The sequence below is a fragment of the Micromonospora sp. CA-248089 genome (assembly GCF_050948515.1).
Lineage (GTDB): Bacteria > Actinomycetota > Actinomycetes > Mycobacteriales > Micromonosporaceae > Micromonospora.
Genome location: NZ_CP192016.1, coordinates 2,267,820 through 2,287,330, shown reverse-complemented (window position 1 = coordinate 2,287,330; position 19,511 = coordinate 2,267,820). Strand labels below are relative to the sequence as shown.

Here is a 19,511-nt window from a genome sequence, read left to right as displayed (position 1 = left end):
GTGGCCCGGCCGGTGAGGGGCATACCCACCGGCCGGACCGCGTCGTCGTCTACTCGAACCGCTCCCCCCGCTCGGCCATGGCCACCAGCGTCGGCGGCGGGTCGAACCGCTCGCCGTAGCGCTCGGCGAGCACCCGGGCGCGGGCCACGAAGCCCGGCAGCCCGCCGTCGTACTGGTTGACGTACTGCAGGACGCCGCCGGTCCAGCTCGGATAACCGATGCCCAGGATCGAGCCGACGTTGGCGTCGGCCACCGAGGTCAGCACGCCCTCATCCAGGCACCGCACCGACTCGATCGCCTCGATGAAGAGCATCCGCTCCTTGAGGTCCTCGAACGGCGTGTCCAGGTTCGTGCCGCCGAACTGCTCCCGCAGCCCCGGCCAGAGCCCGGCCCGCTTGCCGTCGCGGTAGTCGTAGAAGCCGGCGCCGCCCGAGCGTCCGGTCCGGCCGCACTCGTCGATCATCCGGTCGATGACCGCGTCGGCAGCGTGCGGTTGCCAGGTGCCCCCGGCGGCAACAGTCGCCGCGGCCGTCTCCAGGCGGATCCTGCGGGGCAGGGTGAGGGTGAGCTCGTCCATCAGCGCGAGGACCGGCGCGGGATACCCGGCCTGGCTGCTGGCCTGCTCGATCGTCGCCGCCGGGATGCCCTCGGCCAGCATCGCCACGCCCTCGTTGGTGAACGTGCCGATGACCCGGCTGGTGAAGAATCCCCGGCTGTCGTTGACGACGATCGGCGTCTTGCGCAGCTGACGGACGACACCCAGCGCCCGGCCCACCGTGGCCTCGTCGGTCCGCTCCCCGCGGATCACCTCGACCAGCGGCATCTTGTCCACCGGGGAGAAGAAGTGCAGCCCGACGAACTCCTCCGGCCGGCTGACGCCCTCGGCGAGCAGCGTGATGGGCAGCGTGGAGGTGTTGGAGGCGATCAGCGCGTCCGGCGCCACCTGCTCGATCTCGGCGTACACCTTGTGCTTGAGCGCCGGGTCCTCGAAGACCGCCTCGATCGCGAGGTCGACGCCGGCCAGGTCGGCGAGGTCGCCGGTGGCGTGGATGCGGCCCAGGATCTCGTCGCGCTTCTCCGGCGTGGACCGGCCCCGGGCGACCGCCTTGTCGAGCAGGCCCGCCGAGTACGCCTTGCCCCGCGCCGCCCCCTCGGCGGTGACGTCCTTGAGCACCACCCGCATCCCGGCGCGGGCGCAGACGTACGCGATGGCGGCGCCCATCATGCCCGCGCCGACGACGGCGACGCTGCGCACCGGCTCGTGGTCGCCACCGGCGGTCCGGGACCGGGCGGCCTGGAGGTCGAAGAAGAGCGCCTTGATCATGTTTTTGGCGACCTGGCCGGTGGCCAGCTCGGTGAAGTACCGCCCCTCGATCGTGAACGCGGTGTCCAGGTCGACCTGGGCGCCTTCGACGGCGGCGGCGAGGATGTTGCGCGGCGCCGGGTAGGGCGCGCCCTTGAGCTGCTTGCGCAGCAGCGCCGGCATGGCCGGCAACTGCGTCGCGAGCCCCGGGCTTGAGGGGGTGCCGCCGGGCATCCGGTAGCCCTTGCGGTCGTACGGCTGGGTCGCGTCCGCGTTCGCGGCGATCCAGGCGCGGGCGGCGGCCATGAGGGCGTCCCGGTCGGCGGCCAGCTCGTCGACCAGTCCGTGCGCGAGCGCGTCCTGCGGGCGGCGGCGCTGGCCACGCAGCAGCCAGTTCGTCAGCGCGGCGGTGACGCCGAGCAGCCGGACGGTGCGCACCACGCCGCCGCAGCCGGGCAGCAGACCGAGCGTGACCTCGGGAAAGCCGATCTCGATGCCCGGGTCGTCGAGCACGATGCGGTGGTGGCAGCCCAGGGCCAGTTCGAGTCCGCCGCCGAGAGCCGATCCGTTGATCGCGGCGACCACCGGACGGCCGAGCGTCTCCAGCCGGCGTACGGCGTGCTTGAGCGCGGCCGCGCCGGCCGCCGACGTCCCGGCGTCGGCGGGCGTGAGCCGTACCAGGGTCTCCAGGTCGCCGCCGGCGAAGAACGTCTTCTTGGCCGAGGTGACGATCACGCCGGCGATCCGGTCGCGCTCGGCCTCGAGCCGGTCCACAGTGGCGGTCAGGCTCTCGCCGAACTCCGCGTTCATCACGTTCGCCGAGCGGCCGGGGTGGTCGAGGGTGAGCAGCACGATGCCGTCGTCGCCGTGCTCCCACCGGATGGTGTTTGCCATTCGTGCTCCTCAGATTCGTTCGATCACGGTCGCGATGCCCATGCCGCCGCCCGCGCACAGCGTGGCCAGGCCGTAGCGGCCGCCGCGTCGTTCCAGCTCGTCGACGAGCGTGCCGAGGATCATGGCGCCGGTCGCGCCCAGCGGGTGGCCCATCGCGATCGCCCCGCCGTTGACGTTGACGATCTCCGGCTCGATCCCGAGGTCGGCGACGAACCGCAGGACCACCGCGGCGAACGCCTCGTTGATCTCGACCAGGTCGAGGTCGTCGACGCCGAGGCCGGCCTTCGCCAGCGCCTTGCGGGCGGCCGGGGCCGGGCCGGTGAGCATGATGGTGGGGTCGGCGCCGCTGAGCGCTGTCGCCACGACGCGGGCGCGCGGGGTGAGACCGGCGGCGACGCCGGCCGCCTCGCTGCCGATCGCGACGAGCGCGGCGCCGTCGACGATGCCGGAGGAGTTGCCCGCCGTGTGGACGTGCTCGATGCGCTCGACCCAGTGGTACTTCTGCAGGGCGACCGCGTCGAAGCCCGCCTTCTCGCCGATCTCGGCGAACGAGGGGCGCAGCGCGGCGAGGCTCTCCGCCGTCGAGTCGGCCCGGATGTGCTCGTCCCGGTCCAGCACGGTCAGCCCGTTGCGGTCGCGGACCGGCACCACGGAACGGGCGAAGTAGCCGTTGGCCCAGGCCTTCGCGGCCCGCGCCTGCGACTGGAGCGCGAACGCGTCGACCGTCTCCCGGTCGAACCCGGCGATGGTGGCGATGAGGTCGGCGCTGATGCCCTGCGGCACGAACCCGGTGGTGAAGTTGACCTCCGGGTCCAGCGCCCACGCCCCGCCGTCGGAGCCCATCGGCACCCGGGACATGGACTCGACGCCACCGGCCAGGACGAGGTCCTCCCAGCCGGAGCGCACCTTCTGCGCGGCGATGTTCACCGCCTCCAGGCCGGAGGCGCAGAAGCGGTTGAGCTGCACGCCGGCCACCGTGTCGGGCAGGCCGGCCGCGACGGCAGCGGTCCGGGCGATGTCGGCGCCCTGGTCGCCGAGGGGGGACACCACCCCGAGCACGATGTCGTCGATCAGCGCCGGGTCGAGGCCGGGCATCCGCCGCAGGGTCTCCTCGATCAGGCCGGTGATCAGCGAAACCGGCTTCACCCCGTACAGCGATCCGGTCGGCTTGCCCCGCCCGCGCGGCGTGCGCAACGCGTCGTAGATGAACGCATCGGTCGTCATGCCAAGCTCCTCATTGCTCACCCGCATGCGAATTTCGCCTAACTTTTCTTGAGCCTGCTGCTGCTTGTCAAGAAGCGTCAGGCGCTGCCCGGCTTCAACCTCGGCGCAGGAATCCGCCGAGGGGCGCCACGGGATCCGCGCGAGGGGGCGCTAACGTGTAGCTGTGCGACGAGCAGCAGGCGACACCGCCCCGGCACCGGTCAAGCGGCCCAAGGACCGCAAGGCCCGCATCGCGCTCGCCGGGGCCGAGCTGTTCTGCGAGCGGGGCTACCACGGCGTCTCGGTGGACGAGATCGCCGCCGCCGTCGGCATCAGCGGGCCGGCCGTCTACCGGCACTTCCCGAACAAGTACGCGATCCTCGTGCACGCCACCCGGGAGGTCGTCGGCGCCCTGCTCGCCGCCACCGGACAGCCGACGGCGAGCAGTGCCGACGGGCTGCTCGACGAACTGCTGCGCGCGCTCGCCGAGGTCGCGGTGAGCAGGCGGCGGGTGGCCGGGCTGTACCAGTGGGAGGGCCGCTACCTGACGCCCGAGCACCGGCAGGAGTTCGCCGCGTCGATGGCCACTCTCGTCGGCCGCGTCGCCGGGCCGCTGCGCGAGCTGCGCCCCGAGCTGACCGCCGAGCAGGCGGACCTGCTGGTGAACGCGGCGCTGAGCGCGTTCGGCAGCGTGACCACGTACCGGGCCGCCGGCGCCGACACCGAGCACCTGCTCACCCGGGTCGCCTGGACGCTGCTGCGGACCGACGCGCCGGCGGTGCCGCCCCGGCGGCGTCCCGCGCCGGACGGCGCGCCCGCCACCGGGCCGGTGCGTCCGGCGTCGCGCCGCGAGCTGCTGCTGATCGAGGCGATGCGCCTGTTCCACAGGCACGGCTACCACGCCGTCGCGGTGGAGGACATCGGCCGCGCCGCGGGCATGCAGGCCTCCAGCGTGTACCGCTACTTCCCGGGCAAGGCCGACCTGCTCGCGGCCGCCTACTACCGGGCCACCGACCGGCTGACCGGGGCCACCACCGCGGCGATCGCCGAGGCGAGCGACCCGGCCGACGCGCTGCACCGGGTGGTACGGGCCTACGTCGACTTCGCGTTCGGCCAGAGCGATCTGATCGCGGTGTACCTGGCGGAGAACAACAACCTGCCGGACCGGGACCGCCACCAGTTACGCGGCGCGCAGCGCCTGCACGTCGAGGAGTGGGTGGGGCTGGTCCGGGCGGTCCGGCCGGACCTGCCGGCCGCCGACGCCCGGGTGCTCGTACACGCCGCGCTGAACGTCGTCACCGACGTCGGGCGGCTCGGCCGCTTCGACCGCACCGAGGGCTACGACGACCAGACCGCCCGGCTCGCGCTCGCCGTGCTGCACGCCTGACCGGGGCCGTCGCGAGCGCGCGGGCGGCGTGAGGCGCTGTGGTTGACTGACACCCATGGTTCCGTGCCCGTCCGCGTCCTCCCGGACGACCCGGTGACCACCGGGCCGGCCGCGGCCACCCGGCCCCGCAACCGCAGGCAGGTCATCGTCGAGTCGGCCGGGCAGGTGTTCAGCGAGCGCGGCTACCACGGCGCCTCCATGGAGGAGATCGCCGCGGCGGTCGGGATCAGCGCGCCCGCGCTGTACCGGCACTTCCCGAACAAGTACGCGTTGTTCGCCGAGTGCGCGAACGTCATGGTGGACAACCTGGTCGAGGCCGTCGACGCGTGGCCGCCGGACGCGGCGCTGGCCGACGTGCTGCTGGCCCTCACCCGGGTCACCGTCGCGCACCGCGCCTCCGGCGGCATCTACCGGTGGGAGGCCCGCTATCTCGGGCGCCCGGACCGCCACCTGCTCCGCGCGAAGTTCGGCCACGTCGTGGGCCGGGTGACCGAGATGGTACGGCGGGAGTACCCGCTGCCCGACGAGCGCCTGCGGGCGGTGGCTGCGCTCGGGGTGATCGGTTCGGTGACCATGCACCGCACCTCGATCGCCCAGCGCCGGATCGAGGATCTGGTGCTGCGCTCCGCGATGCGGGTGGTGGCCACCGACCCGGCGACCGCCGCCGGGACGGCGGGGCTGGTGGAGCTGCCCGCCCAGCCGGTGCCCCGGACCCGGCGCGCGGAGATCCTGGCCGCGGCCGTACCGCTGTTCGCCCGGGACGGGTTCGCCACGGTCACCAACGCGCAGATCGCCCAGGCGGTGGGGCTGGCCCCGTCGGCGATCTACCGCCACTACCCCGGCAAGGTGGACATCCTCGTGGCCGCCTGCCTCCAGGCGGCGGAACTGCTCGCCCAGGCGGTGGACCGCAGCCTCCAGCGGGCTGCCGACCCGCGTCAGGCGGTGGTCGCGCTGGCGGCGGCGTACGTGGCCTACTGCTTCGAGCACAACACCCTCAACAGCGTCGCCGAGGCCGAGGTGGCCGGGCTTCCGGAGGACGTCCGGCGTCCGCTCGTCCTCGCCCAGCGGGAGCACATCGCGGTCTGGGAGCAGCAGTTGCGGGCGGTCCGGCCGGACCTGGACCGGCGGCAGGCCCGGCTGCTGGTGCACGCCGGGTTCGGCGTGGCGGTGGAGGCCGGGCGCGCCCTGCGCTGGCAGGACTCGCCCGGCCACCGGGACGCGGTCACCGCGCTGGTCACCGGTGCCCTGACGCTGTGACGCGGCACCTGATCAGGTGCCCGGCCGGTTCATGACCGGGATCGTGATCGGGGTGTGCGACGCGGACGAGCCGTTGTTGAGGAACAGCATCGCCAGGCCGCGGATGAACCTGTCGAACAGGCCGAACGTCTCCGGCATCAGCGGCGAGAGCCCTTCGCGGAACATCACGTACGTGGGCCAGCCGGCCTCGATCACGCCCCGGGAGATGTAGTCGCGGGGCAGCCGCAGCCAGTCGCCGATCCGGTCGGTGAGCACGTAGCGCGCGAACTCCCGCTGGAATCCGCGAGTGACGCCCAGGTCCACCGAGGACGTCAGGTTCAGCAGGATATCGGCCAGGTCGATGCCCTCGGGCGTCGGCGCGAGGAGCGGGTTCAGCGCGTACCGGGACTGCTCCTCGGCGGCGGCCCAGCTGTTCGGGATGAACTCGTCGCGCACGCCGAGCAGGTGCAGCGCGACCTGCCACATGTGCAGGTAGGCCTCCTCCTCCGCGGCCGACATCCGCAGTCCCCAGCGACGCCAGTCGAGCAGCTTGCGGTGCACGTACGTGCCGAGGCTGTGGAAGGTGATGAGGATGTCGCCGTTGCTGATCGGGATCGGGTGGTCGGTGACGCCGCGCCACGGCGCGGACTGCGGCAGCAGGTGCCGTACGGCCGCGTGGGTCAGCCGGGTCTTGTGCGAGGTGACCACGAAGCTGCCGGTGGCCTTGAACGCGTCGGGGGCGCTCAGGTCGTAGCCGTAGGTGAAGGTCTTCGCGGCGCGCGCCTTCATGTCCGCGCCGCCCTCGGACCAGTAGACGTTGCGGGCCTCGCGCGGGATCACCGTGCTCATGATCCCGCTGCCCAGGCCGTAGAGCAGGAACAGGTACATGCTCATGCGCTTGTTGAACTGGGCGGCCCGGTCCAGCTTGGCCTGGTCGGCCCAGGACGGCAGCGTGTTGACGCGCCGCAGGTAGGTGGTGAGCGCCGGGGGCAGGCCGGCGGGCAGCGCGTCGCCGTTGCGGATCCAGGACGCGAACGCGGTGTTCACCGCCGGGATCTGGCCGGCGTCCAGCAGCGAGGCGACGAGCGGGTCGGTGTCGTCGTCCCAGACGTCCCACGGGTCGGTGACCGTGTCGGTCCCGGCGATCGAGCCGGACGACGACCACGCCCACGCCTTCGGAGTGTCCGCCACCGCTACCAGTCCCAGCGCGGCACCGAGCGTCAGGACGCTTCGTCTACTGAGATTCTCCATTAGCACCACTTCCCGGTTTCGACCGGACATCGCCCTGAACACCGGCTCGTGAGGTGCGCACAAGCAGGTTTCGAGTTATCCGGGGATGTGATTTTCTATTAACATAGAGGAGCTTGACTGCATCGGCAAGGGTGGGACGGTGGGGGTGGTCGCGATGGCCGAGGGCGGGCGGTACCGCTGGTTGCGCCGGATCGAGACGCTCGATCCGGTCCGCGACCATCACGAGATCTACCGGCTCTCCGCCGGGTACGAGTTCCCCTTCGACTACCAGCGGGCGCTGGAGCTGGCGCTGCTGCGCACGTTCTGCGTGCCGAGCATCTCCGCGCTACTCGACGCGACAGGCGAGTTCCGGCTGCGGGCGCAGCAGCGCTACGACGACACCGCGCTGCTGATGGCCGAGCTGCTGGAGCACGGGTACGACTCGCCGCGCGGCCGGGAGGCGCTGCGGGTGGTCAACCGGGCGCACGGCCGGTACGCGATCTCGAACGACGACATGCGCTACGTGCTGTCCACGTTCGTCTACGAGCCGATCGACTGGCTGGACCGGTACGGCTGGCGCCCGCTGCACGAGCACGAGCGGCTGGCCGCGTTCCACTACTACCGCGCGGTCGGCGCGCGCATGGGCATCCGGGACGTCCCGGCGGACTTCGACGCGTTCCGGGACTTCAAGGACGCGTACGAGCGGGACACGTTCCGCCGCACGCCGAGCAACGAGCGGGTCGCGGCGTACACGCTGGAGCTGTTCGCGTCCTGGTACCCGGCGCCGCTGCGCCCGGCCGCGCGCCTCGGCGTGCGCGCGCTGCTGCCGCCCGAGATGCGCGCCGCCTTCGGGCTGCCGGCCGCGCCGCGACCGCTGCCCGCGCTGGTCGGCGGCGCGCTGCGCGCCCGGGCCGCAGTGGTGCGGCTGCTGCCCGCGCGGACCGTGAGCCGGTTGACCCGCGCGCCGCGCAACCGCACCTATCCCGGCTACCCGCGGGGGTACCGGCCCGCCGATCTCGGCGCGCCGCCACCCCCGCCCGGCATCGACCCGGCGCTACTGGGTAACGGGCTCCGCCGCCGCGTCACCCGGCCGGTAGAGGGCGTCGATCCGGTCGCCGTACCGGTCGACGATGACCCGGCGCCGTAGCTTCAACGTCGGGGTCAGCTCGCCCGACTCCGGCGTCCACGCCGACGGCAGCACCTGGAACGTCTTGACCTGCTCGGGCCGGGCCAGCCGTGCGTTCGCCGCGTCCACAGCGGCCTGGATCTCGGCCCGCAGCACCGGATCCGAGGCCAGGGCGGGCAGCTGCGGGTCGCTGATGCCGTGCGTACGCGCCCACTGGGGTGCCACCTCCTCGTCCAGCACGATCAGCGCCGTGACGTACGGCCGCCGGTCGCCGATCGCGACTGCCTGACCGATGAGCGGGTGCGCCCGCAGCAGGTTCTCGATCTGCGCCGGCGAGATGTTCTTCCCGCTGGACGTGATGATGAGTTCCTTCTTGCGGTCGGTGATGGTGAGGAACCCGTCCTCGTCGAGCGTTCCGACGTCGCCGGTCGCCAGCCAGCCGTCCGCGTCGACCACCGGCTCGACGCCGCCGTCCTCGCGCAGGTAGCCGGAGCAGACCAGCGGACCCCGGACGAGGATCTCGCCGTCGTCGGCGAGGCGTACCTCCATGCCCACGTTCGGGCGGCCGACCGTCCCGGTGCGGAAGCAGTAGGGGGTGTTGAGGGTGGCGGTGCCGGTGGTCTCGGTCAGACCCCACACCTCCAGCACGTCGATGCCGAGTCCGGCGAGGAACCGCAGCACGTCCACCGGGATCGGGGCGGCGCCGCTGCCGGGCCAGACCATGTTCTGCAGCCCGAGGCTCGCCTGCAACGGTCGCAACACGGTGTCCCGGGCCTGCGCCACCCGGGCGGCCAGCTCGTCCGGCACCGGCTTTCCGGCGGCGCGCAACTCGTACGCCTCCAGTGTCACAGCGCTCGCGGCGGCGACGGCGGCGCGGACCGCGGGCTCGGCGGTCGCCAGGTGGGCCTGGACGCCGGCGGCCATCTTCTCCCAGACCCGCGGCACCCCGAAGAACGAGGCGGGACCGACGGTGCGCAGCGCCGCGACGAGCTGCGTGGCGTCGGGGCAGATGGTCACGTGCCCGGCGCGGTAGATCGGGTTGTAGATGCCGAGGAACCGTTCGGCGATGTGCGCGAGCGGCAGGTAGGCCACGGTCGGCGCGTGGTCGGGGACGGACACCATCGCGTCCAGCGCCACCGCCTGGTAGATCACGTTGTGGTGGCTGAGCACGACGCCCTTCGGGTTGCCGGTCGTCCCGGACGTGTAGAGCAGCGTCACCGGCTGCCCGGGCCGGATCGTGCGCCAGCGCCGCTCGAAGGCGTCCGGGTCCGCCGCGTGGGCGGCCCGGCCGAGGGTACGCACGCGCGACAGCGGCACGGTGTCGGTGGCCGCTTCGGCGGGCTCGTCCACCAGCACCACCCGGAGCAGGTCCGGCAGCTCGGCCAGGATCGGCCGCCAGCGCTCCAGCTCGGCCGGCCCTTCCAGCACGAGCACCTGGGCGGCGCTGTGCCGGGCCAGGTAGCGCATCTGCTCGGCGCTGAGCGTCGGGTAGATCGTGGACGGCACCGCGCCCAGGTGGACCGCGGCGAGGTCGACCAGCCAGTGCTCGGTCCGGCCGGACATCATGATCAGCATGTGCCGCCCGGTCTCCAGGCCGATCTCGGCCAGGCCGGCGGACAGCTCGGCGACCTCGTCGCGCAGCTGCGACCAGGTGCGGGTGTCGTCCCGGCCGAGCGTGGTCAGGGCGGGCCGGTCGGCGTACTCGGTGGCGTTGCGGTGCAGCAGCGCCGGGACGGTCAGGTCGGCGGCTTTCTTGGCGCAGTCCTCGGCGAGGACGTCGGCGGGGTCCATGGGCTACTCCTTCACACGCAACCGGGCCTGGTGGTGGCAGAGCTGGCCGCACCCCTCGCCGTGGTGCCCGCGCGGGTTTCCGCAGCCGATGGCAGCACTGTAAACGAGGGTTAACTTTCTGGGAAGAAGTCCCGGTGGATCGCGCCTGAACCGAGCCGCCGCGATGATCCGGCGACGAACCTGGACTAACCAAACGGGTCCCCGGTCACTGCGCGGTCCAGCCACCGTCCACGTGCAACACACTGCCCGTGACGTAGCTCGCGGCGTCCGAGGCCAGGAACAGCACCGCGCCGACGACCTCCTCGGGGCGGCCGAACCGGCCCATCGGGATGCGCTCGCGCAACCGCTTCGACCACTGCTCGTGGCCGCGCAGCCCCTCCGTCATCGGGGTCTCCAGGTAGCCGGGCGCGACCGCGTTGACGCGTACGCCGGCCGCCGCCCACTCCAGCGCCAGCGTGCGGGTGAGCTGCTCGACGCCGCCCTTGCTGGCGCTGTACGCGGCCAGTCGTGGGAACCCCACCTGACCGTGCACGGAGGACATGTTGACGATGCTGCCCGCACCCTGCTCGACCATGAGCGCGCCGGCCGCGCGGGCGCAGACGAACACGCCGGACAGGTTGGTGTCGATCACCTGCTGCCAGTCACCGAGACTCAGCCGCTCGCTGCGGTGCAGCGCCGGGCTGATGCCGGCGTTGTTGACGAGGACGTCCAGCCGGCCCCAGCGCTGCCGCGCGAGGCCGACGACGGCGTCGGCGGCGGACTCGTCGGCGACGTCCCCGGCGACCACGGCCGCCGTGCCGCCGCCGGCCGCGATCCGGTCCCGCACCTCGTCGAGCGCGTCCGGCCGACGGGACTGGAGGATCACCGACGCGCCGGCCCGCGCCAGCCCTTCGGCGATCGCCGCGCCGACGCCCTGACTCGCGCCGGTCACCCACGCCACCTTGCCCGACAGCATCCCCTCGACCTGCGCCACCGTGGACTCCCCTCATCGCAAAACATCGACAGATGTCGTCATGGGCCTTGTGGACACCGTTACCACGTGCTCTCATGTGATACACGGGCGCAATATTTGTTTCACCGTATCAGCGGCCTCGACCCCGAGGAGTGGACGTGGAACCGGTAAGCAGGCGCAAGATGTTGAAGGCCGGCGGGGCACTGGGAGCGCTCGGCGCGCTGAGCGTCGCCGCCCCCGCGCAGGCCCGATCGGCGTGGACCTGGTCCCCCACGGGATCAGTGGCCGGCGCCGGGGCGGGCGTGGACCCGCGCTGGGTGTGGGACGAGGAGGCCGACCCGCTCGTCGCCTCCCTCCTGGACCGGGGCGACGCACCACTGGTCAACCAGCTGCTGCGGACGTGGACGAAGAACGGCCAGCCGCTGCCGTCCGGCCTCCCGGCGGACGTCCGCGCGTTCATCGAACGCGCACGCGTGCTGCCGTCCTGGGTGGACCAGGGCAAGCTCGCCACCGCCGTGCGCTTCAACGAGAAGCGCGGCCTTTACCTCGGCGTGCTCTACGGCCTGGCCAGCGGCATGATGAGCACCGTCATCCCGAAGGAGGCGCGCGCCGTCTACTACTCCAAGGGCGGCGCGGACATGAAGGACCGCATCTCCAAGACCGCCAAGCTCGGGTACGACATCGGCACCGCCAACGCCTACCAGCCCGACGGCTCGATGATCGTGACCGCCGTGAAGACCCGGCTCGCGCACGCCGGTGTGCGTCACCTCCTGCCGCAGTCGCCCGAGTGGGCCGACGTCGCGCCCGAGGACATCCCGATCAGCCAGCGGGACCTGATGGTCACCTGGCACAGCCTGCCGACCACTGTGATGCGGAAGCTGACCGACTGGCGGGTGCCGATCCCGGCCGCCGAGTCGGCAGCGTTCCTGCACCTGTGGCAGGTGGCCGCGCACATGCTCGGCATCCGGGACGAGTACATCCCGGCCACGTGGAGCGAGGCGAACTCCCAGGCCGGCGAGGTCCTCGACCCGATCCTCGCGCCCACCCGCGAGGGCAACGCGCTCGCCGACATCCTGCTCGGCCTCGGCAAGGAGATCGACGCCGGGCTGCTCAGCAAGCCCATCCTCGGCTCGTTCACCCGGTTCATGCTCGGCAACCAGATCGCCAACTGGCTGGAGATCCCGCGCGACCTGCTCTGGGACACGCTGCTGCGGACGAGCTGGGGCCCGTTCGTCGCGGTCCGGGAGGCGCTGCTGCCGTTCCCGCTCGCACCGGAGTGCTACTGGCTGTTCGACGAGTTCCTCCGCAAGCTCGCCCTGCTGTTCCTGTCCGAGGGGCAGTCGATAAACATCGAGATCCCGCTCGGCAACCGCGAGTTCTGACCACCGGGTCGCGGTGAGCACCATGACCGCGCCCCTCCCCCCGTTCCTGGGGTACGTGCTCGCCGCGCCGGTCCTCGTGGCCGCCGCCGAACTCACTGTGGGATATCCGGCCACCGCCCGCACGCCGTCGCCGGACGTGGCCGGACTGCTCGGCCTCGGCGAGATCATGACGGCCACGGCCCTGCCCGGGGCGGCCCTGATCTCCGTCGAGGTCGGCCCGGACGGGACCGTGTCGTTCACGCCGCCGCCGGGCCGCTGCGGGTACGACTGCCACACCTCGGCCGCTGAACTGATCGCCGACGGGCTGTCGGTACCGCGCCGGCGCGTCCGCGTGCCACCGCCACGGCCGGCAGCGGGCCGGACCCGTCGCGCACCCCATCCGGCCGCCGGCACCCGTACCCCGCTCCGGGTCGCCGTGGCGGTGGCCCGGCGACGGCTGCTGGAGGCCGCGTCGGCGGCGCTCGGCACGCCCGTCGCCGACCTGCGGCTCGCGGCCGGCGCCGTCACCGACGGCGCGGGCCGCCGCGTCGACATCGGCGCCCTCGCCGGCTCCGCCGCCAGCACCAGCACGATCGCCGTGCCGGTCGACCTCGAGCCACGATGACCGGCGCCGCCGATTCAACGGGCCTGTGCCGGGTAGCAGTCCGATGGACGGCACCGGAGAGGGGACATACAGGCATGAAGGCACTGACCTGGCACGGCAAGCGGGACGTCCGCGTCGAGGACGTCCCGGACCCCCGGATCAAGGAGCCGACCGACGCGATCATCCGGATCACCTCGACCGCCATCTGCGGTTCCGACCTGCACCTGTACGAGGTGCTCGGGCCGTACCTGAAGCCCGGCGACATCCTCGGGCACGAGCCGATGGGCATCGTCGAGGAGGTCGGATCCGGCGTGACCCGGCTCAAGAAGGGCGACCGGGTGGTCGTCCCGTTCAACATCTCCTGCGGCTCGTGCTGGATGTGCGAGCGGCAGCTCTACGCGCAGTGCGAGACCACGCAGGTGACCAGCCAGGGCAAGGGCGCGTCCCTGTTCGGCTACACCTCGCTGTACGGCTCGATCCCCGGCGGCCAGGCCGAGTACCTGCGCGTCCCGCAGGCCCAGTTCGGCCCGATCACCATCCCGGACAGCGGCCCGGACGAGCGCTGGCTCTACCTGTCCGACATCCTGCCGACCGCCTGGCAGGCGGTGAAGTACGCGGACACCCCGCCCGGCGGCACGCTCGCCGTGTTCGGGCTCGGCCCGGTCGGCCAGTTCAGCGCCCGGATCGGCCGCCACCTGGGCGCCGGCCGGGTGATCGGCCTGGACCTGGTGCCGGAGCGGCTGGAGATGGCCCGCCGCCACGGCATCGAGGTGCTCGACGTCAGCCAGCTCGACGACGTGCCCGGCGCGCTCATCGACCTGGTCGACGGGCGCGGCCCGGACGCGGTGATCGACGCGGTCGGCATGGAGGCGCACGGCGCGCCGCTGGGCAAGATGGCCCAGACCGCCGCCGGGCTGCTGCCCGACAAGCTGGCCCAGGCCATGACCGACAAGGCCGGTGTGGACCGGCTCGTGGTGCTGCACGCCGCGCTCAAGGCGGTCCGGCGCGGCGGCACCGTGTCGATCTCCGGCGTGTACGGCGGCGAGCAGGACCCGATGCCGCTGATGGAGATGTTCGACAGGGGCATCCAGCTGCGCATGGGGCAGTGCCACGTGCGGCGCTGGGTCGACGAGATCATCCCGCTGCTGGAGCGCGACGACGACCCGCTGGGCGTGGAGGACCTGCGCACCCACCGGCTGCCGCTGACCGACGCGCCGGGGGCGTACGAGATGTTCCAGAAGAAGGAGGACGGCTGCGTCAAGGTCGTGCTCGCGCCGTGACCCGGACGGTGGTCGTCACCGGCGCGACCAGCGGGATCGGCCGGGCGACCGCCAGGGAGCTGGCGGGCCGCGGGGACCGGCTGGTCCTCGCGGCCCGCTCCCCCGCCACCCTCGACGAGGTACGCGACGAGTGCCGGGCGGCGGGCGCGCGGGCGATCGCCGTACCGATGGACGTGACAGAGCCCGGCGCGGTGGCCGCGCTCGCCGACGCGGCGCGAGCCGAGTTCGGCCGCGTCGACGCCTGGGTGCACACCGCCGCGGTGATGTCCTACGGCCGCTTCGACGAGACCCCGGCCGAGGTGTTCGAGCAGGTGGTCCGCACCGACCTGCTGGCCGCCGCCGCGGTGGCCCGGGAGGCGCTGCGCCGGTTCCGGGACAACGGCGGCGGCACACTCGTGCTCACCGGCTCGGTGCTCGGGCACATCACCGCCCCCTACATGAGCGGCTACGTGGCCGCCAAGTGGGGCCTGCAGGGGTTGGCCCGCACCCTGCAGCAGGAGGCGCGGGAGACGCCCGGCATCGCGATCTGCCTGGTCAACCCGGGCAGCGTCGACACACCCGTGTACCGGCAGGCGGCCAACTACCTGGGCCGCGTCGGCCGGCCGCCGCCCCCGATCGCGTCGCCCGAACGGGTGGCGCGGGCCATCGCGCACTGCCTCGACCGGCCGCGCCGCGAGGTCTCGGTGGGACGGCTCAACGTGATCATGCGCTTCGGCTTCACCGCCCTGCCCGGCGTGTACGACGTGCTGGTCGGGCCGCTGATGCGCCTGGCCGGGCTGACCCGGACGCCGGTCGCCGCGCACCAGGGCATCGTGTTCACGCCCAACCCGGCCGGCGAGGCGGTCCGGGGCGGATGGCTGCCCGACGTGTCCCAGGTGGTCCGGGCCGTGGGCGGACGCGCGGCCACTGTGGCGTCCGCGGTGCGGCGCCGGCTGCCCTGACCGTGGCGTGGGCGGGCCGGGACGACTGTGGTTACCGTGTACGGCGGGACACGGCGGAGGGGACGAGCATGCGGGAAGCAACGGGGCGGGAACCCGGCCGGACGCGCGGCGGGCGGGTGTGGAAGCTCGCCGGGCTGGCCGCCGTCGCCGGGCTGGCCTGGGCGGCGCGGGACGTACCGGCGCAACTCGGCGGCCGGCTCACCGGCACCCGGGCGGAACGGGCGGCCCGGTCACCGCGCTTTCGCGACGGCACGTTCCACAATCCGGCCGGCGCCAGCGCCACCATGGTCGCCGACCCGGGCCGCAACCTGCTCCGTGAGCTGATCTTCGGCAAGCAGAAGCGGCGACCGGGCAGCCCGGTGCCGCTGCTGCGTCCGGGTGCCGCGCCCGCCGCCGCCGACCCGGCCCGCGAACTGAACGTCATCTGGTACGGCCACGCCTCCACGCTCGTCGAGATCGAGGGACACCGGGTGCTGCTCGACCCGGTGTGGAGCGACAGGTGCTCCCCGTCCGGGCTGGTCGGCCCGCGGCGCATCCACGAGCCGCCGGTCCGCCTGACCGACCTGCCCCCGCTGGACGCCGTGCTGATCTCGCACGACCACTACGACCACCTGGACATGGAGACCGTCCGCCGGCTGGCCGATCTCCAGTCCGCGCCGTTCGTGGTGCCGCTGGGCGTCGGCGCCCACCTGGCCCGCTGGGGCGTACCCGAGCACCGCATCGTCGAGCTGGACTGGTCGGAGAGCCACCGGGTCGGCGGCCTGACGCTCACCGCCACCGCCGCGCAGCACTTCTCCGGGCGCGGCCTGCGCCGCGACGGCACGCTCTGGAGCTCCTGGACGATCACCGGCGCGCACCGGAAGGTCTTCTACACCGGCGACTCCGGCTACTTCGATGGGTACGCCGCGATCGGCGCCGAGCACGGCCCGTTCGACCTGACGCTCATGCAGATCGGCGCGTACGACAGGGCCTGGCCGCACATCCACATGTTCCCGGAGGAGGCGGTCGCCGCCCACCTCGACGTGCGCGGCGGGCTGCTGGTGCCGGTGCACTGGGGCACGTTCAACCTGGCCCTGCACGACTGGTCCGAGCCGGTGGACCGGCTCTGGGCCGAGGCGAAGGCGCGCGACGTCCGGCTGGCAGTGCCGCGTCCCGGTGAGCGGGTGGTGGTGGACGAGCCGCCGGCGGTGGACGGGTGGTGGCAGGCGGTCGCCTGAGACGCGCCGAAAAAACCGGACAAGGCATTCTTCTGCGCATATTTGCGTACTCTGTTCGCTGACGAGTCAGCGGCCGGAGGACAGCATGCAGGTTCGCCTCTCCCCAGGCGTGGAAGATCTCCGTACACCCACCCCGCCGGCGAGCGGCGCCGCGGCCGTCAAGCGGGGTGTCGACGTCGTCGTGTCGGCCACGGCCCTGCTGGTGGCGGCGCCGGTCCTCGCCGTGGTCGCGGTCGCGGTGCTGCTCGGGATGGGCCGTCCGATCATCTTCCGGCAGCGGCGGATCGGCCGGCACGGCCGGGAGTTCACCATCCTGAAGTTCCGGTCCATGGCGGGCGGGGGCGACAGCTTCTCCCCCGGCGACGACCAGGCGCGGCTGACGCCCCTGGGGCGGTGGCTGCGCGCCACGAGCCTGGACGAGCTGCCCAGCCTCTGGAACATCCTGCGCGGTGACATGAGCCTCGTGGGCCCGCGCCCGTTCCCGACCAGCTACCGCGACCTCTACACACCGCGGGAGTTCCGCCGGCACGACGTCCGGCCCGGCCTCACCGGGCTCGCGCAGGTGAACGGCCGCAACGCGCTGGGCTGGGCGGAGCGTTTCGCCTACGACCTGCACTACGTGGAGCACTGGAGCCTGCGGCTGGACGCCCGCATCCTGGCGCGGACCGCGGTCGCCGTGCTCCGCCGGCAGGGCATCAGCGCGCCCGGCGCCGCCACCGCACACGAGTTCCGTGGCACCGCCTCGGAGCAGGCCGTGGCGGCGACAGCGGGAAGCGGATCCCGGTGAGCCTCGACCTCGTCGTCGTCGGGTGCGGCGGCCACGGCCGGGAGATCGCCCAGATCGTGGCGGCGGTGAACGAGTCCTCGGCCCGGCCACCCTGGCGGCTGGCCGGCTTCGTCGACGACGACCCGTCCGAGTCGAACCGTAAACGCGCCGAGGCGTGCGGCGCGCCGTTCCTCGGGACCCTGGCGGCGATCGGTCAGCTACCGCCGGAGACCCACGTCGTCATCGGGGTGGGCGACCCACGGGTCCGGCAGAAGGTGGCCGCGCGGATCGACACGTACCGGAGGCCGGCGGCGAGCCTCGTCCACCCGGACGCCACCGTCGGCCCGGACCTGGTGTCGGCCGAGGGTCTCGTGGTGTTCGCCGGTGGCCGGATCACCACGAACGTCACCGCCGGACGGCACCTGCACGTCAACCAGAACGCCACGCTCGCGCACGACTGCGTGGTCGGCGACTACGTCTCCCTGCATCCGCTCGCGGCCGTGTCGGGCGACTGCCGCCTCGGCACCGCCGCGCTGATCGGCGCGGGCGCCGTGGTGCTCCAGGGCCTGCGCGTCGGCGCCGGCGCGACGGTCGGCGCCGGCGCGTGCGTGGTGCGCGACGTGCCGCCGCGGACAGTGGTCAAGGGCGTGCCGGCGCGCTGAGCCGTCCTCAGAGCACGAAGGCGTCCGTCCACAGCGCGCCCGAGCGGCCCGACAACGCGTCCAGCATCGCCACCGCCTGACCGTCGGTGAGCTGCGCGACGAAGTCGATGATGGCCCGGCCCCGGGCCCGGCCGATCCGGTCCGGGGTACGCGGGTGCAGCTCCGCCTCGGCCAGCTCCACCAGGTCGTGCAGCCGGCGCGGCAGCCGGGACTCCTCGTCCGGATCCAGCAGCCACTCCCAGAGCGCCTCCACCAGCGTGCCCAGCAGCCGGGCCTGGCCGCGCTGGTGCAGGGCCAGGTCCGGGCGGGCCAGCACGAACCGGTGGTGCACGAACTTGAGCACCTGCACCTCGTGCCACTGCGCCTTCGCCAGCAGCACATAGCCGGAGCGGACGTCCGGGTCCGGCGTCACCGTGATGGCGTCCACGAAGCGGGTGGACCAGCGGGCGGAGAAGCGGGCGACGTACTGCTCCGCCTCGATCGAGCCGTCGAACGGCAGCGCCAGCAGCCCTTCCACCAGTTCCTCGCGCACATGCTCGACCGCGTCGGCGAACGCCTCGTCGTCGGCGATCCAGCCGTCCTTGCGGTGCAGTTGCCGGCGCAGCCGCTCGATCGCCGCGCCCGGCCGCCGGGCCGCCGCCTCCAGCGCCGAGGCGGTGATCGACCGCAGGTGCCCGCACTCGCGCTGCCAGGCCATCAGCTCGGCCGCCACGGTGCCCTGCTGCAGCACCCCGACGCGGTAGAAGTCCTCCACGTCGTGGATCGCGTACGCGATGTCGTCGGCGGTGTCCATCACCGACGCCTCGGGGGTCTGCTGCCAGTCCGGGATCCGCCCGGCGAACGGCTCCCGCGCCTGGCGCAGGTCGTCCAGCTCGGTGCGGTACGCGCCGAACTTCACCGAGCCGCTCTCCGGGTCCTCCGGCGGGGCCGCCGCGCCCCGGGGCGCCGGTTCGAGGTGGCGCGGGTGCGGGTCGGGATGGTCGAGCCGGGTCCACGGGTACTTCAGCATCGCGGCCCGGACCGCGGCGGTCAGATCCAGTCCGGTGGTCGCCGCGCCACGGATCTCGGTGCTGGTGACGATCCGGTACGACTGGGCGTTGCCCTCGAATCCGTCGGCCAGCCCGAGCCGCTGCCGGGCCAGCCGGTCGAGCACCCGCTCCCCCAGGTGCCCGAACGGCGGGTGCCCGAGGTCGTGCGCGAGCGCGGCGGCCTCCACCACCTCCGGGTCGCAGCCGCCGAGCTTGTCCAGCAGGGCCCGGTGCGCCGGATCGGCGGTCAGCCGCTCGGCGATCGCGCGGGCCACCTGGGCCACCTTCAGGCTGTGGGTCAGCCGGTTGTGTACGAGCAGCCCCGATCCGCCCGGGCTGATCACCTGGGTCACGCCGCCCAGCCGGGCGAAGAACGGCGACCCGACGATCCGGTCCCGGTCGGCCCGGAACGGGCCGGCGGCCAGGTCGCCGAGCGCCCGGGCGCTGCCTCCGAAGAGCCGCCGGGCCCGCGGATCCGCAGGTACCTCCATGATCGCCACGCTAGCGCAGCCGTACCGGACGGCGGGCCG

The 19,511-nt window shown here is 73.2% G+C and carries 16 protein-coding genes; 10 read left to right on the top strand and 6 right to left on the bottom strand.

All coding sequences use genetic code 11. The features are described 5' to 3' along the window. Window positions 1–49: 49 nt before the first annotated feature. Together ACQP26_RS10895 and ACQP26_RS10890 are read right to left on the bottom strand one after the other, a co-directional pair. The gene (locus tag ACQP26_RS10895; RefSeq protein WP_433495634.1) at window positions 50–2,197 is read right to left on the bottom strand and encodes a 3-hydroxyacyl-CoA dehydrogenase NAD-binding domain-containing protein; all 2,148 of its coding nucleotides are present in this window, start codon (window positions 2,195–2,197) and stop codon (window positions 50–52) included. 9 nt (window positions 2,198–2,206) lie between these two features. Further along, window positions 2,207–3,421 (bottom strand): acetyl-CoA C-acetyltransferase, encoded by a 1,215-nt coding sequence (locus tag ACQP26_RS10890; RefSeq protein WP_433495633.1) that lies wholly within the window; start codon window positions 3,419–3,421, stop codon window positions 2,207–2,209. A 163-nt stretch (window positions 3,422–3,584) separates the two neighbouring features. Between ACQP26_RS10890 and ACQP26_RS10885 the strand changes: the two genes are divergently transcribed. Together ACQP26_RS10885 and ACQP26_RS10880 are read left to right on the top strand one after the other, a co-directional pair. Continuing rightward, the gene (locus ACQP26_RS10885) at window positions 3,585–4,787 is read left to right on the top strand and encodes a TetR/AcrR family transcriptional regulator (protein ID WP_433495632.1); all 1,203 of its coding nucleotides are present in this window, start codon (window positions 3,585–3,587) and stop codon (window positions 4,785–4,787) included. Between the two features lie 63 nt (window positions 4,788–4,850). Further along, window positions 4,851–6,044, top strand: coding sequence for a TetR/AcrR family transcriptional regulator (locus tag ACQP26_RS10880; protein WP_281578407.1), 1,194 nt, complete (start codon window positions 4,851–4,853; stop codon window positions 6,042–6,044). A 12-nt stretch (window positions 6,045–6,056) separates the two neighbouring features. Here ACQP26_RS10880 and ACQP26_RS10875 read toward each other — a convergent pair whose 3' ends face one another. Further along, a complete protein-coding gene (locus tag ACQP26_RS10875; protein ID WP_269700683.1) occupies window positions 6,057–7,274 on the bottom strand; it encodes an oxygenase MpaB family protein in 1,218 nt (405 codons plus the stop codon). A 139-nt stretch (window positions 7,275–7,413) separates the two neighbouring features. On the opposite strand from ACQP26_RS10875, the gene ACQP26_RS10870 reads away from it, so the two are divergent. Continuing rightward, window positions 7,414–8,400: an oxygenase MpaB family protein gene (locus tag ACQP26_RS10870; RefSeq protein ID WP_433495631.1), complete on the top strand. Its 987-nt coding sequence runs from the start codon at window positions 7,414–7,416 to the stop codon at window positions 8,398–8,400. Here ACQP26_RS10870 and ACQP26_RS10865 read toward each other — a convergent pair. Both ACQP26_RS10865 and ACQP26_RS10860 read right to left on the bottom strand, forming a co-directional pair. Then, window positions 8,308–10,170, bottom strand: a complete 1,863-nt coding sequence (locus ACQP26_RS10865; protein WP_433495630.1) for an AMP-dependent synthetase/ligase — start codon at window positions 10,168–10,170, stop codon at window positions 8,308–8,310. The genes ACQP26_RS10870 and ACQP26_RS10865 overlap by 93 nt on opposite strands. Before the next feature lie 205 nt (window positions 10,171–10,375). Continuing rightward, window positions 10,376–11,143 (bottom strand): SDR family NAD(P)-dependent oxidoreductase, encoded by a 768-nt coding sequence (locus ACQP26_RS10860; protein WP_433495629.1) that lies wholly within the window; start codon window positions 11,141–11,143, stop codon window positions 10,376–10,378. Between the two features lie 137 nt (window positions 11,144–11,280). On the opposite strand from ACQP26_RS10860, the gene ACQP26_RS10855 reads away from it, so the two are divergent. From ACQP26_RS10855 to ACQP26_RS10825, 7 genes are all read left to right on the top strand, one after another. Next, window positions 11,281–12,504 (top strand): oxygenase MpaB family protein, encoded by a 1,224-nt coding sequence (locus tag ACQP26_RS10855; protein ID WP_281578410.1) that lies wholly within the window; start codon window positions 11,281–11,283, stop codon window positions 12,502–12,504. A 22-nt stretch (window positions 12,505–12,526) separates the two neighbouring features. Beyond that, on the top strand, window positions 12,527–13,108 hold the full coding sequence (locus ACQP26_RS10850) for an isoquinoline 1-oxidoreductase (RefSeq protein WP_281578411.1): 582 nt from the start codon (window positions 12,527–12,529) through the stop codon (window positions 13,106–13,108). 74 nt (window positions 13,109–13,182) lie between these two features. Next, window positions 13,183–14,367 (top strand): zinc-dependent alcohol dehydrogenase, encoded by a 1,185-nt coding sequence (locus ACQP26_RS10845; protein ID WP_281578412.1) that lies wholly within the window; start codon window positions 13,183–13,185, stop codon window positions 14,365–14,367. Next, window positions 14,364–15,308, top strand: a complete 945-nt coding sequence (locus ACQP26_RS10840) for an SDR family NAD(P)-dependent oxidoreductase (RefSeq protein WP_281578413.1) — start codon at window positions 14,364–14,366, stop codon at window positions 15,306–15,308. Before ACQP26_RS10845 ends, ACQP26_RS10840 begins: the two co-directional genes overlap by 4 nt. A gap of 68 nt (window positions 15,309–15,376) precedes the next feature. Further along, complete coding sequence (locus ACQP26_RS10835; RefSeq protein WP_269700691.1) at window positions 15,377–16,525, top strand: MBL fold metallo-hydrolase; 1,149 nt, start codon at window positions 15,377–15,379, stop codon at window positions 16,523–16,525. Window positions 16,526–16,634: 109 nt separating this feature from the next. Then, entirely contained in the window at window positions 16,635–17,312 is a 678-nt protein-coding gene (locus ACQP26_RS10830; protein WP_433495628.1) for a sugar transferase, read from the top strand. Further along, complete coding sequence (locus ACQP26_RS10825; RefSeq protein WP_269700693.1) at window positions 17,309–17,953, top strand: NeuD/PglB/VioB family sugar acetyltransferase; 645 nt, start codon at window positions 17,309–17,311, stop codon at window positions 17,951–17,953. The genes ACQP26_RS10830 and ACQP26_RS10825 overlap by 4 nt, the downstream gene beginning before the upstream one ends. A gap of 7 nt (window positions 17,954–17,960) precedes the next feature. On the opposite strand, the gene ACQP26_RS10820 is transcribed toward ACQP26_RS10825, so the two are convergent. Then, window positions 17,961–19,472, bottom strand: a complete 1,512-nt coding sequence (locus ACQP26_RS10820) for a deoxyguanosinetriphosphate triphosphohydrolase family protein (RefSeq protein WP_433495627.1) — start codon at window positions 19,470–19,472, stop codon at window positions 17,961–17,963. Window positions 19,473–19,511 lie beyond the last annotated feature (39 nt).

What these genes read in the sequence shown, in the direction of transcription:
- ACQP26_RS10865 (WP_433495630.1), bottom strand. Translation starts at nt 10,170, where the DNA reads ATGGACCCCGCCGACGTCCTCGCCGAGGACTGCGCCAAGAAAGCCGCC.
- ACQP26_RS10875 (WP_269700683.1), bottom strand. Translation starts at nt 7,274, where the DNA reads ATGGAGAATCTCAGTAGACGAAGCGTCCTGACGCTCGGTGCCGCGCTG.
- ACQP26_RS10850 (WP_281578411.1), top strand. Translation starts at nt 12,527, where the DNA reads ATGACCGCGCCCCTCCCCCCGTTCCTGGGGTACGTGCTCGCCGCGCCG.
- ACQP26_RS10895 (WP_433495634.1), bottom strand. Translation starts at nt 2,197, where the DNA reads ATGGCAAACACCATCCGGTGGGAGCACGGCGACGACGGCATCGTGCTG.
- ACQP26_RS10845 (WP_281578412.1), top strand. Translation starts at nt 13,183, where the DNA reads ATGAAGGCACTGACCTGGCACGGCAAGCGGGACGTCCGCGTCGAGGAC.
- ACQP26_RS10835 (WP_269700691.1), top strand. Translation starts at nt 15,377, where the DNA reads ATGCGGGAAGCAACGGGGCGGGAACCCGGCCGGACGCGCGGCGGGCGG.
- ACQP26_RS10820 (WP_433495627.1), bottom strand. Translation starts at nt 19,472, where the DNA reads ATGGAGGTACCTGCGGATCCGCGGGCCCGGCGGCTCTTCGGAGGCAGC.
- ACQP26_RS10890 (WP_433495633.1), bottom strand. Translation starts at nt 3,421, where the DNA reads ATGACGACCGATGCGTTCATCTACGACGCGTTGCGCACGCCGCGCGGG.